The sequence below is a fragment of the Arthrobacter sp. OAP107 genome (genome assembly GCF_040546765.1).
Taxonomy (GTDB): Bacteria; Actinomycetota; Actinomycetes; order Actinomycetales; family Micrococcaceae; genus Arthrobacter.
Map to the genome: position 1 here is coordinate 575304 of NZ_JBEPOK010000001.1, position 13360 is coordinate 588663.

The following is a 13360-nucleotide window of genomic DNA, read 5'->3' on the forward strand; positions in this document are numbered from 1 at the left end:
GGGCCGCCCGCCTGCGCTCTGTTACTCGCCGTCTCCCAACATTCCGCGCAGGGCGGCGGCATTGCGCACGGCGTTGCCGCCGCCGTCGTTGTTGAAGTACGCGAAGACTTCCCGGCCGGAGCTGCGCCACTCCCGAATCCTGTCCGCCCACCAGCCCAGTTCCTCGTCCGAGTAGGAGCCGCCGTACAGGTACTGGTGGTCGGGCCCGTGCAGCCTGACATAGACGAACGGGGCGGTCGCCTGCAGGTTGCAGGGCAGATTGGCACCGCTCATGACGGTGTACGCGGCCCCGTGCCGTTCGAGCAGCCCGTAAACCTCCGGCTGCTCCCAGCTCTGATGCCGGAACTCCACGGCCACCCGGATCCATTCGGGCATGGCGCCGAGGAAATAGTCCAGGCGGGCGTCATCCCTCTCCATGCCGGGAGGCAACTGGACCAGCAGTACCGCGCGTTTGTCGCCGAGCTCGTGCCAGCACCGCGAGATCCGTTCGATCCAGACTTCCGGGCCGTACAGCTTCTTGGCGTGGGTGAGTCCGCGCGGGGCTTTGACGGACAGGGCAAAGCCCGCCGGCAGCCTGGTCCGCCAGCCGGCGAACGTGGTGTCCCGCGGCCAGCGGTAGAAGCTGGCGTTCAGCTCCACCGTGCTGAACCTTGCCACGTAGTGCTCCAGCCGGTCCCTGGTGGGCAGCCCGGGCGGGTACAGGACGTTTTCCCAGTGGTCGTAGCTCCAGCCGGACGTGCCGATGTGGATGTTCACGAGCGGGTTCTCAGTCGAAGTGGGTTGTCACGGTGCCGCCCCCGGGTGAGGCCGCGGTAGATCCGGCGGCGCGGGCCGGACATGCTAGCGGCCGAGAACCAAGCCAGCTCGTCGAGGAAATCCTGGACATCCCGGGTATCCAGCAGCATGTCCTGGACGCGGCCCACCACGTCGGTTTCGTTCACGCGACTCCCCACTCCAGGCTCCGCTTCCGCCCCGCAATCCGCTGGACGGGCAAGGACTGATTGGCAGGCTCCGGCTGCTCCGCCTGACTTCAGGCTACACCCCGGCTCCCCTCGTGCGGCGGGCCCGGCTATGGCAGTGTAAGGGCATGGTACGCATTGAGGATTACGCGGTGGTCGGTGACCTGCATACCGCTGCCCTGGTCAGCACTGAAGGGTCGATTGACTGGCTGTGCCTGCCGCGGTTCGATTCGCCGGCCTGCTTCAATGCGCTCCTGGACACCCCCGAAGCGGGCCGCTGGCTCCTCGCCCCGGCATCCGGTGGCGGCTGCACACGCCGCCGCTACCGCCGGCACACGCTCATCCTGGAAACGGAGTGGGAAACGGACGACGGCGCCGTCCGCGTCATCGACTTCATGCCGCCCCGCGACGAGGTGGCGGACATCGTGAGGATCGTGGTGGGGCTGCACGGACATGTCCGGATGAGAAGCGAACTGGCCCTGCGATTCGACTACGGCCACATCATGCCCTGGGTGCGCCGGGACAGCCACGGCCTGCACGCCATCGCCGGGCCGGATTCTGCCTACCTGGTAACCACCGCCCCGCTGCGCGGCGAACGCATGCACACCGTCAGCGACTTCACCGTCAAGGCCGGCGAACGGGTGCCGTTCGTGCTGACGTGGGCGCCCAGCCATGTCCGCAGGCCCCGGTCCGTGGACGCCGAAGAAGTCCTCGACTCCACCGAACGGTTCTGGCGGGAATGGACGGACAAATGCAAGGTGACAGGGCCGTACAAGGACCCCGTGCAACGCTCGCTGATCACCCTCAAGGCGCTCACCTACGCGCCCACCGGAGGGATCGTTGCGGCCGTGACCACATCGCTGCCGGAGCAGCTGGGCGGCCCGCGGAACTGGGACTACCGCTACTGCTGGCTCCGCGACGCCACCCTGACGCTGCAAGCACTGCTCGCCGCCGGCTACACCTCCGAGGCGGCCGCCTGGCGCGACTGGCTGCTGCGGGCTGTGGCAGGGGACCCCGCCGACCTGCAGATCATGTACGGGATCCACGGCGAACGCAGGCTGCCGGAGATGGAACTGCCCTGGCTGTCCGGCTATGAGAACTCGGCGCCCGTCCGGGTGGGCAACGCGGCCGCGGGACAGCTGCAGCTGGATGTGTGGGGTGAGGTGCTGGACTGCCTGGCCCTGACCCGCAACTCGCTGCTGAAGCACACGGACGAGGCCTGGGACGTCCAAGTCGCTCTGATGGAATACCTCGAAGGCGCCTGGGACCAGCCGGACAACGGGCTGTGGGAGATGCGTGGGCCGCGTCGGCATTTCACCCATTCCAAGGTGATGGCATGGGTGGCGGCGGACCGGATGGTCAAAGGCGTCCGGGATGCAAGGCTTCCCGGACCCGCCGACCGCTGGGAGGCGCTCCGCGACACCATCCACGCCGAGGTCATGGCTAAGGGCTTTGACGCCGACCGGAACACCTTCACGCAGAGCTATGGCCAGCCCGAACTCGACGCCAGCCTGCTCCTCATTCCCAGAGTGGGCTTCCTCCCGCCCGACGACCCCAGGGTGATTGGCACTATCGACGCCATCCAGCGCGAACTGACGGAGGACGGGTTCGTGCTCCGTTACCGGCCCGAGGCGAGCGACGACGGACTGCCGGGAGGCGAGGGGGTTTTCCTCGCCTGCTCCTTCTGGCTTGTGGAGGCGCTGCTCGGGGCAGGCCGGCACAGGGAAGCCACGGAACTTTTCGAACGGCTGCTGTCGCTGCGTAACGACGTCGGCCTGCTGAGTGAGGAATGGGGCGTCCAGAGCGGGCGGCACCTGGGGAACACCCCGCAGGCGTTCAGTCATTTCGCCTTGGTGACCAGCGCCCTCCAACTGAACCAGCACCGGCCCCGCCGGAGCGACAAGCCGCTCCCGTCAAAGGCCGCTGCGGGGTAGCGTACGCGGTTAGGCTCAAAATTGGGTTACGTCTCTCACCTAGGCTGGTAGGTAAGTATACTTACTAACACCTCACCGCAGGGTGAAGAAGGAGGAGAGCCAAATGTCTGGATATTTCGAGTTGGTGGACGCTCCCGACGGCGGATACAGAATCCGGCTGCTGGACGGAACGGGGGCCCTGATGGCGGTGTCCGTCACGTTCCCGACGAAGCGTGCAGCTGTTGCGGGAGTGGCCCAGGCCAGGGAGATCGCTGGTACCGGCCTGATCCGTGACCTTTGCAAGGACGCAGTGAAGCGCCCAGCGCCCAAGCGTCATGGAAAACCGGCAAGGCAGGCGCTGAAATCGACCGTTGCCGTGGGTTACGGGTCGCCAAGGACCTCGCCGCAGCGGGTGCCGGCATCGTTGCTGGCCGAGCGCTGAGGGAGGTGCGAATGCCGGAGGGCACGGAGCATGAGGGCCGGTTGTCACAACGACAGCGCCGGGAGAAGGGTGTCCTGTTCGATGTGGACGGGACGCTGATCGACTCCGCCTATATCCATACCCTCGCCTGGTGGCAGGCGTTCCGCCAGTCGGGTTTCGACGTGCCCATGGCCCGGATCCACCGGTGCGTGGGGATGGGCGGGGCGCGCCTGGTGGACAGCCTGCTGCCGGACTCCCGGGACAAGGAAGTGGACGGGGATATTCTGTCCGCCCATTCCGGGGTTTTTGGCACCTACTGGCCGTCGCTCCGCGCCCTCGACGGTGCCCGCGACCTGCTGGCCAGGTGCAGCCAGGGCGGGCTGGCGGTGGCGCTGGCCTCGTCCGCGCGGGAGCAGGATCTCAAGGCGCTCCGCTCGGCCCTGTCGGCGGATGACTTCATCGACGCCGCCACGAGCTCCAATGATGCGGAAAACAGCAAGCCGGAGCCGGACATCCTGATTGCGGCCCTAAAGGCCGTGGACGTGCAGGCCTCCGATGCGGTCTATGTGGGGGACGCGGTGTGGGATGTCATGGCGGCCAGCACGCTTGGCATGCCTACCATCGCCTTCACCTGCGGCGGCACCAGCGAGGCGGAGTTGCGCGAGGCGGGGGCCGTCGAGGTCTACGCGGGACCGCGGGATCTGCTGGACAACCTGGGCCGCAGTGCGATCGGAAAGCTGCTCGCGGGGTAGTGGTCAGGCTTCGGCCGTGTCCACCCTGGATTCGGTGTTCGTGAACCCGCCGCCCTCGGGCTCGTCGGCGTAGGCGCCCTTGTTCCACGACACCGCTACGGCGACGGAGCCGTCGTCGTTCCTCACTACCTCGGTGACCACTTCCGAAACCGCCGCCCCCATGGCGAGGATCTTCGCGCGGTAGGTGGTGACCAGCTCCTCGAGGCTGGCCTCCGTCCATTCGCCGGGACGCATGCGCGTGGAGATTTCCACCGGTTCGGGCTGGTACAGCGACATGATGGCGCCTTTCCTTGGGGGCAGGATCAGTTCCTACGCTAGGAGCGTTCTCCGGCCGAAACAAGAGAAAAGCAAGGATGCTTACTTTCCGTTTTTGAATCCCGAAAAATTGCTAAGCATACTGACCTTCACAATGGCGCCGGATCGGGCTACCGTCGAAAGGACGCGACGTGCAGCTACAGGAAGGCAGTCCATGAAGGCACTTACTTGGCAAGGCAAGCGCTCGGTGACCGTGAAGGAAGTACCGGATCCCGTCATCCAGGAGCCCACGGATGCGATCGTGCGGATCACGTCCTCCGCGATCTGCGGCTCGGACCTCCACCTGTACGAGGTACTTGGCCCGTACATGCACAAGGATGATGTCCTGGGCCACGAACCCATGGGCATCGTGGAAGAGGTGGGAAGCGCCGTCACCAATCTGGCCAAAGGCGACCGTGTGGTCATTCCCTTCAACATTTCCTGCGGCCACTGTTACATGTGCGCGCAAGGCCTCCAGTCGCAGTGCGAAACCAGCCAGGTCCGGGAAAAGCACACCGGCGCCGCGCTCTACGGCTACTCGGAGCTCTACGGTTCCATTCCGGGCGGCCAGGCGGAGTACCTGCGCGTCCCCTTCGCTGACTATGGCCCCGTGAAGGTGGGGCAGGAGCTGCCCGATGAGCGCTACCTGTTCCTCTCGGACATTCTTCCCACCGCCTGGCAGGCTGTGAAATACGCTGACTCTCCAGCCGGCGGCACGCTGGCGGTTTTCGGGCTAGGCCCGGTGGGGCAGTTCGCATCCAGGGTGGGCGCCTACCTCGGCCAGCGGGTCATCGGTATCGATCCGGTGCCGGAGCGCCGAGAGATGGCCGCGCGCCACGGCGTCGAGGTGCTGGACTATGCCAAAGGCATATCGGACGAACTGCGGGAAATGACTGGTGGCAGGGGCCCCGATGCGGTGGTTGACGCCGTCGGGATGGAAGCGCACGGCTCGCCGGTGGCAGGATTCGCCCACCAGGCACTGGGCCTCCTCCCCGACAAGGTGGCGCAGAAGGCCATGGAAACCGCCGGCGTGGACAGGCTCGCAGTGGTCCACGCGGCCATCGACTCGGTCCGCCGCGGGGGCACAGTTTCCCTGAGCGGTGTCTACGGCGGCACGGCCAGCCCCATGCCGCTGCTCACCATGTTCGACAAGCAGATCCAGCTGCGCATGGGCCAGTGCAACGTCCGCCGGTGGACGGATGAGCTGCTTCCGCTGGTGGAGGACGACGCCGATCCGCTGGGTGTGATGGACCTGGTCACCCATACTGCGGGGCTGGCTGAGGCCCCTGAGCTCTATGAGAAATTCCAGAAAAAAGAGGACGGCTGTATCAAGGTGGTCCTCAAGCCCTGACGGGTTCCAGAGACGCCGGGCTTTAGCAGCGAGGTCCGGGACGGCGGCTGGCGGGTGACTCACCCGTCGGCCGCTTTCCGTTAAGGGGCTATTGCTCGCGCCATTCGTGGCCGGTGATGTGGGAGCCGGCCTGCGGCCCCATCTGGAGCATCCCGCCGTCGACCGCCCACGACGCCCCGGTGACGTAGCTCGAGGCCGGGGAGGCAAGGAACGCGATGACCGCTGCCACCTCACGGGCATCGCCGGGCCGGCCGAGGGGGACACCGGGCCGGTCCTTGGTGTGCGGGTCCTCGTCGGTCTGGCCGGTCATCGGCGTCGCGATTTCGCCGGGGGCGACGGAGTTGGCCGTGATGCCGTGGCTGGCCAGCTCCAGCGCGATAGTTTTGATGAGTCCGCCCAGCCCATGCTTGGAGGCGTCGTAGGCCGACGAGCCGACACGCGGCTGTGTCTCGTGGACGCTGGTGACGGCGATGATCCGGCCGCCCCGCCCGGCGTCGACCATGCGGCGGGCCGCCGCCTGGATGCAGAGGAAGGCGCCGTTGAGGTTGGTGTCCAGGGTTTTCGCCCACGTTTCATAATTCAGCTCGAGGAACTTGGTGCCGTCGCCCGTGCCTGAGTTGTTGACGAACACGTCCACGCCGCCCAACTCCTCCGCGAGGCCGTCAACGACACCGGCGCAGGTCAGCAGGTCGGTGGTGTCAAGCTGCCGCACCACTGCGTTCCGGCCCGCCGCCCGGACCTCCCTGGCAGTCCGCTCGGCGCCTTCCCTGTCCGAATGCCAGGTGACGCCGACATCCAGCCCGGCCTGGGCCAGCGCCACAGCGGTGGCGCGCCCGATCCCGGAATCGCTGCCGGTAACGATTGCGGTGCGGGGCGAGAACTCGGGTGAGAAGTTCATGATGCGTCCTTTCAGGTCCTCAGGCCGCCGCATCCACAACGCAGAAGCGGTTTCCGTCCGGGTCTTCGAGCACAATGAAGTCCGGGTCATCCGGATAGGAGTCCCAGTTCACGCGGGATGCCCCGAGCCCGACGAGGCGTTCCACCTCCGAAGCCTGGTCGTCGGCGTAGAGATCGAGGTGAAGGCGCGGATGGGACTGCACGGGGGTCTCGCTGAGCATGAGGGCGAGCCGGGCGCCGTCACCCTTTTGCGGGACCAGCACCACCCACGTTTCATCGCCGTCTTCCCGGGGGATGTAGCCGAGGGCGTCGCACCAGAAAGCGGTGGCGCGGGCGACGTCGTCGACGCCAAGGACTGTCGTTCCGATCGTCAGCATGCCCCCATGCTTCCCTGCGTCCAGTTGCGATGCAAGGGGTTGGGCCGGGTTGAAGTTCACGGGGAGGACTCGAGTTCGCCGGAAACGCGCGAAACCGCCGGAAGCGCCCTATGTCCAGCGTGCTGGCAGGCTTCCGGCGGTTTCGGTGGTCCCGGCCCGAAAAGCAGGACTACGTCAGGCGGACCTGCCGGTTCATGTCCTTGTACAGCAGGTAGCGGAACTCGCCCGGCCCGCCCGCGTAGCAGGCCTGCGGGCAGAAGGCACGCAGCCACATGAAGTCGCCGGCCTCCACCTCCACCCAGTCGTTGTTCAGGAGGTACATGGCCTTGCCCTCGAGCACGTACAGGCCGTGCTCCATGACATGGGTTTCCGGGAACGGGATCACACCGCCGGGCTGGAAGGTGACGATGTTGACCTGCATGTCGTGGGCCAGGTCGCTGGAGTCCGTGAAGCGGGTGGTCTTCCAGACGCCGTCGGTGTCGGGCATCGCGGTGGGCTCGACGTCTTTCTCATTGGTTACGAAGGACTTGGCTTCGTAACCCTCCAGCCGCTCGTAGGCCTTGCGGATCCAGTGGAAGGAGACGATGTCGTCCGAGACGTTCTCCACGCCCCACTCCGAGCCGGCGGCGAGGTAGGCGTAGCCGCCCTCCTCGAGGAGGTGCAGTTCGCCGTCGAGCGTCAGGTTAAGCTTGCCCTTGGTGACGAAGACAACGCCTTCAACACCTGCCTCGAACTCCGCCTTCGGTGCGCCGCCGCCCGGGGCGATCTCGACGATCAGCTGGGAGAATGTGGTGGCGAACCCGGAAATGGGGCGGGCGATGATCCAGGAGCGGGTGTTCGAGAAGCCCGGCAGGTTGGACGTGACGATGTCGGTCAGGACGCCCTTGGGGATGACCGTGTAGGCCTCCTTGACGATGGCCCGTTCCGTGGTGAGGTGGGTCTGCGGCGGCAGGCCGCCCTGGGGATAGTAGTAGTTGCCCATCATTGGCTCCTTACTTCGAAGTGGATTGGGCCAGCCGCGGGTGGGCCAGGCCGGTGAGTTGCGGGAGTCCGACGCCGGCAAGCGCCAGCACCTCGTCGGCACCTGCCGCGCCGCACTGGACGCCGCGCAGCACAAACGCGGCAAGCGCGCGGGCCGTGGCCGGCTCGTCCATCACGCCGCCTTCCGTCTGCTCCACATAGTTCCGCAGACGGGCGGCCGCAGCCGGCAGGCCCTGGCGGTAGAAGGCATACGTTGCCGCGAAACGGCTGGGCAGCTGGGCCGGGTGCAGGTCCCAGCCCTGATAGAAACCGCGCTCCAGGGAACGGCGCACCAGGCGGCCGTGCAGCTGCCAGGCGTTTTCCACGTTGTCGCCCACGGGAATGATGTTGGTGGAACCGTCGGACAGACGGATGCCGGTGCCCGCCACCGCCAGCTGCATGACCTCCTTGGCGAAGTCGGCCACCGGGTGCTCCATCGACTGGTACTCCGCCGAGATCTGCAGGGAAGCCGAATAGTCGTACGTGCCGTAGTGCAGGCCGCTGATCCGCCCGGGAACGGCGTGCGGCAGCTGTGCCACCGGCGACATTCCTTCGGGACCGAGAATGAGCTGCGGCGTCTCCACCTGCACCTCGAACCGGAGCCGGCCCGAGGGAAGTGAGTGGATCTCCTCGAGGCGGGAGACAGCGTAGTCCATCGCCTGGACCTGCGCCACGGTGGTGACCTTGGGCAGTGTCAGGACCAGGCCCTCGGGCAGTTCCCCCGCGGCGGCCAGGCCGGAGACGAACAGGTCCAGGGTGCGCAGCCCGCGGGCCCGCGTGGGGGCCTCGAAGCACTTGAACCGGATCCCTATGAACGGCGGCGCGGAGCCGGCGGAGACTGCGGCGGCCACGGCGGACGCCGCGGCAACAGCGGCGGCGTCCTCGGCGTCGTCGCCCCGGTCCCCGAACCCGTCCTCAAAGTCGAGCCGAAGGTCCTCGACCGGCTCGCTGCCCAACTTCGTCTCCACCCGCGAGGCGACTGCCTCGGCGAGCTCGGCGTCCTGGCCCAGCAGCGAACCGATCCGGGCCAGCCCGCCGTGCGCCGCCGCCGTCGCCAGCGCCTGGGTTCCCCAGTCGGCGGCGAGCGACGGCGTGAAACGGTCAGCGGGGACGTAAACGGTGTGGACTGGCTGGCGGGAGCCGTCGTCGCCCGGGTAGTTCTGCTCAAGCAGCCGGTCGGTGTCCGCCAGCTGCCCGTCGATCCTGGCCAGGTCGGCCGCCGTGAGCGATGTTTCGGGTACCGCCATGCCTCAGCCCACCAGTTCGTAGGCGGGGGTGGTGAGGAAGTCCGTGTAGTCCTCCGACAGGCAGATGTCGCCGATCAGGCTGCTGGCGGGCTGGTAGTAGCGGGCGAACGCTTCCTCGCCCACCTCGCCGCGCAGCTTCTCAGTTTCCTCGGCGAGGATGCGGGTAACAAGTTCCCGGGTGACCTTGTTGCCGGTGTCCGCGAGGACCACCTCGTTACGGATCTGCTGCCACACCTGCGAGCGGGAGATTTCCGCCGTCGCGGCGTCCTCCATGAGGTTGTGGATGGCTACGGCGCCGTTGCCGGAGATCCACACGGCGGTGTACGCCACGGCGACGTAGAGGTTCAGGCGCAGGCCGGCCTCCGTGACCTGGCCTTCGGCGGAGGCGATGTCCAGCAGCTGGCCGGCCGTGACCGAAACTTCCGGGCGCTGCTTGTCCAGCTGGTTCGGCTTGTCGCCGAGGACCGCGTCGAAGACCTCCTGGCAGACAGGCACCAGGTCCGGGTGGGCAACCCACGAGCCGTCGAAGCCGTCGTTCGCCTCGCGGGTCTTGTCCGCACGGACCTTCTCGAAGGCCTGCGCGGTGACCTCGGGTTCGCGCCGGTTGGGGATGACCGCGGCCATGCCGCCCATCGCGAAGGCGCCGCGGTGGTGGCAGGTCTTGACCAGCAGTTCCGTGTAGGCCCGCATGAACGGCGCGGTCATGGCCACGGTGGCGCGGTCCGGCAGCACGAAGCTGGCACCGGCGTCGCGGAAGTACTTGATGATGCTGAACAGGTAGTCCCAGCGGCCGGCGTTCAGGCCCGAGGCGTGGTCCCGCAGCTCGTACAGGATCTCGTCCATCTCGAACGCTGCCGGGATGGTTTCGATCAGCACCGTGGCGCGGATGGTGCCCTGGCCGAGGCCGAGGAAGTCCTGGGCGAAGACGAACACGTCGTTCCACAGCCGGGCCTCGAGGTGGCTCTCCATCTTCGGCAGGTAGTAGTACGGGCCGTGGCCGTTGAGCACCAGCTGCTTGGCGATGTGGAAGAAGTGCAGGCCGAAGTCCACCAACGCGCCGACGGCGGGTTCGCCGTCGAGCAGCAGGTGGCGCTCCTCCATGTGCCAGCCGCGGGGGCGGGCCACGACGACGGCCAGCGGGGCGTCGGTGCGGAGCCTGTATTCCTTGCCCTCGGGGGAGGTGTAGCTCAGGGTTCCGGTGGCGGCGTCGCGGAGGTTAAGGATGGCGTCGATGACGTTGCCCCACGTCGGGGTGCTCGCGTCCTCAAGGTCGGCCAGCCACACCTTGGCGCCGGAGTTCAGCGCGTTGATAGCCATCTTGGCCGGTGACGCCGGGCCGGTCATCTCAACCCGGCGGTCCTGCAGGGCCGCCGGTGCCGGCGCAACCTTCCAGTCGCCGTCGCGCACGTTCTTGGTTTCCGGCAGGAAATCCAGGCTGCCGGTCCGGGCCACCTCCTCGCGCTTGGCTTTCCGCGCCGTGAGCAGCTCGGCGCGCCGGCCGGCGAAGCGCTTGTGGAGCTCCTCCACGAACGCGAGTGCCTTGGGAGTGAGAATTTCCTCCGCACGCTCGATCGGCCGGGGGTCTGTGACTGTAATAGCCATTGTGGGTCCTTTCCAGGGCTGATTCAGGCGTTGGCGAGGGCTGCGTCCGCAGCTTCTTCTGTTGAGTCTTCCGCTGATGCGGCCGCGACGCCAGTACCCGCTGCGGCGTGCGCCGCGGCCGCGACTGCTGCCGCGACGTCGGCGGCCACGTGGGGATCGAAGACGCTGGGGATGATGTAGCTGGCGTTGAGCTCGTCATCAGCAACCCGGTTGGCAATCGCCTCGGCGGCGGCCACCAGCATCTCCGGGGTGATGTCCGATGCCCCGGCGTCCAGCAGCCCGCGGAAGAAGCCCGGGAAGGCCAGGACGTTGTTGATCTGGTTCGGGAAGTCGCTGCGCCCGGTGGCCACGACGGCGGCGTGCTTGGAGGCCACGGTCGGGTCGATTTCCGGCGTCGGGTTGGCCATGGCGAAGACGATGGCGTCCTTGGCCATCGAGGCAACCTGTTCCTCGCCGATGACGTGCGGGGCGCTCACGCCGATGAACACGTCGGCGCCCTTGAGGGCCTCGTGCAGGGTTCCGTCGAACCCTTCCGCGTTGGTGTTCGCGGCAATCCAGGTGCGGTGCTCGTCGTCGTACTTCTCACCGGAGTGGATGGCGCCGGAGCGGCCGGCGGCGATGATGTGCTGCGCGCCCTGGGCCTTGAGGAGCTGGATAATAGCGGAGCCCGCGGCGCCGACACCGGAGACCACGATCCGGACGTCCGCGAGCTTCTTGCCCACCACGCGGAGGGCGTTGACCAGGGCGGCGAGCGTGACGATGGCGGTGCCGTGCTGGTCGTCGTGGAAGACCGGGATGTCCAGTTCCTCGCGGAGCCGGTTTTCGATTTCGAAGCAGCGCGGCGCGGCGATGTCCTCGAGGTTCACGCCGCCGTAGACGGGAGCGAGGGCCTTGACGATCTTGATGATTTCCTCGGTGTCCTGGGTGTCCAGGCAGACCGGCCAGGCATCGACGTTGGCGAACTGCTTGAACAGCGCGGCCTTGCCCTCCATGACCGGAAGCGCGGCCGCGGGCCCGATGTTGCCGAGGCCCAGGACGGCAGAACCGTCGGTGACCACAGCGATGGTGTTCCGCTTGACGGTCAGGTTCCGGGCGGCGTCGGGGTTTTCGGCGATGGCAAGGCAGACGCGGGCGACACCCGGGGTGTAGGCGCGGGAGAGATCGTCGCGGTTGCGCAGCGCCACCTTCGGGACCACCTCAAGCTTGCCGCCCAGGTGCATCAGGAAGGTGCGGTCCGAGACGTTGCGGACGGTGACGCCGTTGAGCGCGTTCAGCGCATCCTTCACGCGGTCCGCGTGGTCCTGGTCCGTGGTGTTGCAGGTGACGTCAACAACCAGGGTCTCGTGGTGGGACTCGGTGACGTCCAGTGCGGTGATCGCCGCGCCGGCCGCGCCGACGGCTGCCGCGAGCTCGCTGGTGGCCGTGAAGCTCGAGGGCGCCTCTACGCGCAGGGTGATTGAGTTTCCGGGGCTCGGGTTCGCCATTGAATGTCCTCCTGGTCAGGCCCACCGTGCGGGTGGACTCTTCAGCTGAATGTTTTCGTATTATGGATATTATTATCTACTTTATGGAAACACAAGCCCTTGTTGCTTCCATCGACGCGGCCCGCCACCGTGCTGTATCTTTGGCTGTCTAAGCAACTTTTTTCACGATGCGGATAAGAGTTGTCGTATTCGAGGCAACAGGAGAGTGCTACATGGCTGAGAAGGCCACCGGAGGCGTGCAGTCCGTTGAGCGCGTCTTTGAACTTTTGGAACTGATCACGGACGCCGGCGGCGACGTGACGCTCAGTGAGCTCTCCTCCTCCACGGACCTGCCCCTGCCGACGATCCACCGGCTGCTGCGCACGCTCGTGGCGCTGGGTTACATCCGCCAGCTGCCCAACCGCCGCTACGCCCTCGGCCCGCGGCTGATCCGGCTCGGTGAGGGCGCGAACAAACAGCTCGGTGCCCTGGCCCGGCCGCAGCTGAAGTCCCTCGTGGACCGGCTGGGGGAGACGTCCAACATGGCCGTGCTGGATTCGGACATGGTGATTTACGTGGCCCAGGTGCCCTCGCTGCACTCGATGCGCATGTTCACCGAGGTGGGCCGCCGCGCCCACACGCACGACACCGGAGTGGGCAAGGCGATCCTGGCGCAGCTGGACGACGAGGTAGTGCGCGGCATCGTGACCCGCACCGGCATGCCCACGCCCACGGCCAAGAGCATCGGCGACTTCGATTCCCTCATTGCCGACCTGAACCGGATCCGCGAACGCGGCTACTCGATCGACGAGGAGGAGCAGGAGCTCGGTGTGCGCTGCTTCGCCATGGCCGTGCCCAACGCTCCCACGCCCACCGCCATCTCCGTCTCCGGGCCCGTCTCCCGCGTGGACCAGGCCTTCGCCGACCGTGCCGTGCCGCTCCTCCGCGAAGCAGCCCAGGCCATATCGGACGAGCTCAACCAGAACTGACACCTCCCCGCGTACGCACGAAGCCCGAACGTGCAGGTAATGCCCTCAAATCCCGGATTTGAGGGCATTACCTGC

The 13360-nt window shown here is 67.0% G+C and carries 14 protein-coding genes; 5 read left to right on the forward strand and 9 right to left on the reverse strand.

Translation table 11 applies throughout. From position 1 onward, the window contains the following. Positions 1–21 precede the first annotated feature (21 nt). On the reverse strand, positions 22–756 hold the full coding sequence (locus ABIE00_RS02640) for a DUF72 domain-containing protein (RefSeq protein WP_354256382.1): 735 nt from the start codon (positions 754–756) through the stop codon (positions 22–24). Continuing rightward, positions 753–941 carry a hypothetical protein gene (locus ABIE00_RS02645; protein ID WP_354256385.1) on the reverse strand — a complete coding sequence of 63 codons (189 nt, stop codon included), beginning with the start codon at positions 939–941 and terminating at the stop codon, positions 753–755. Before ABIE00_RS02645 ends, ABIE00_RS02640 begins: the two co-directional genes overlap by 4 nt. A 146-nt stretch (positions 942–1087) precedes the next feature. Between ABIE00_RS02645 and ABIE00_RS02650 the strand changes: the two genes are divergently transcribed. From ABIE00_RS02650 to ABIE00_RS02660, 3 genes are all read left to right on the forward strand, one after another. Next, on the forward strand, positions 1088–2893 hold the full coding sequence (locus ABIE00_RS02650) for a glycoside hydrolase family 15 protein (RefSeq protein WP_354256388.1): 1806 nt from the start codon (positions 1088–1090) through the stop codon (positions 2891–2893). A gap of 103 nt (positions 2894–2996) precedes the next feature. Next, a complete protein-coding gene (locus ABIE00_RS02655; RefSeq protein ID WP_331575372.1) occupies positions 2997–3314 on the forward strand; it encodes a YegP family protein in 318 nt (105 codons plus the stop codon). 11 nt (positions 3315–3325) lie between these two features. Next, complete coding sequence (locus tag ABIE00_RS02660) at positions 3326–4045, forward strand: HAD family hydrolase (RefSeq protein ID WP_354256391.1); 720 nt, start codon at positions 3326–3328, stop codon at positions 4043–4045. A 3-nt stretch (positions 4046–4048) separates the two neighbouring features. Here the strand turns inward: ABIE00_RS02660 and ABIE00_RS02665 are convergent, their stop codons facing one another. Then, entirely contained in the window at positions 4049–4321 is a 273-nt protein-coding gene (locus ABIE00_RS02665) for a hypothetical protein (RefSeq protein WP_354256394.1), read from the reverse strand. Between the two features lie 193 nt (positions 4322–4514). Between ABIE00_RS02665 and ABIE00_RS02670 the strand changes: the two genes are divergently transcribed. After that, positions 4515–5690, forward strand: a complete 1176-nt coding sequence (locus tag ABIE00_RS02670) for a zinc-dependent alcohol dehydrogenase (RefSeq protein WP_354256397.1) — start codon at positions 4515–4517, stop codon at positions 5688–5690. 88 nt (positions 5691–5778) lie between these two features. Here the strand turns inward: ABIE00_RS02670 and ABIE00_RS02675 are convergent, their stop codons facing one another. The 6 genes from ABIE00_RS02675 to ABIE00_RS02700 all read right to left on the reverse strand — a co-directional run bounded on the left by ABIE00_RS02675 (position 5779) and on the right by ABIE00_RS02700 (position 12317). Next, positions 5779–6588: an SDR family oxidoreductase gene (locus tag ABIE00_RS02675; protein ID WP_354256400.1), complete on the reverse strand. Its 810-nt coding sequence runs from the start codon at positions 6586–6588 to the stop codon at positions 5779–5781. Positions 6589–6607: 19 nt separating this feature from the next. Beyond that, positions 6608–6964: a VOC family protein gene (locus ABIE00_RS02680; protein WP_354256403.1), complete on the reverse strand. Its 357-nt coding sequence runs from the start codon at positions 6962–6964 to the stop codon at positions 6608–6610. Positions 6965–7133: 169 nt separating this feature from the next. Beyond that, entirely contained in the window at positions 7134–7946 is an 813-nt protein-coding gene (locus tag ABIE00_RS02685) for a bifunctional allantoicase/(S)-ureidoglycine aminohydrolase (RefSeq protein WP_354263246.1), read from the reverse strand. A gap of 10 nt (positions 7947–7956) precedes the next feature. After that, the gene (locus ABIE00_RS02690) at positions 7957–9231 is read right to left on the reverse strand and encodes a DUF6986 family protein (RefSeq protein ID WP_354256405.1); all 1275 of its coding nucleotides are present in this window, start codon (positions 9229–9231) and stop codon (positions 7957–7959) included. A gap of 3 nt (positions 9232–9234) precedes the next feature. Further along, positions 9235–10833 carry a malate synthase A gene (aceB, locus tag ABIE00_RS02695; RefSeq protein WP_354256408.1) on the reverse strand — a complete coding sequence of 533 codons (1599 nt, stop codon included), beginning with the start codon at positions 10831–10833 and terminating at the stop codon, positions 9235–9237. A 23-nt stretch (positions 10834–10856) separates the two neighbouring features. Then, positions 10857–12317, reverse strand: a complete 1461-nt coding sequence (locus tag ABIE00_RS02700; RefSeq protein WP_331575356.1) for an NAD-dependent malic enzyme — start codon at positions 12315–12317, stop codon at positions 10857–10859. A 212-nt stretch (positions 12318–12529) separates the two neighbouring features. Here ABIE00_RS02700 and ABIE00_RS02705 point away from each other — a divergent pair, with 212 nt between their 5' ends. Then, positions 12530–13285, forward strand: coding sequence for an IclR family transcriptional regulator (locus tag ABIE00_RS02705; RefSeq protein WP_306925776.1), 756 nt, complete (start codon positions 12530–12532; stop codon positions 13283–13285). The last annotated feature ends 75 nt before the right edge of the window (positions 13286–13360 follow it).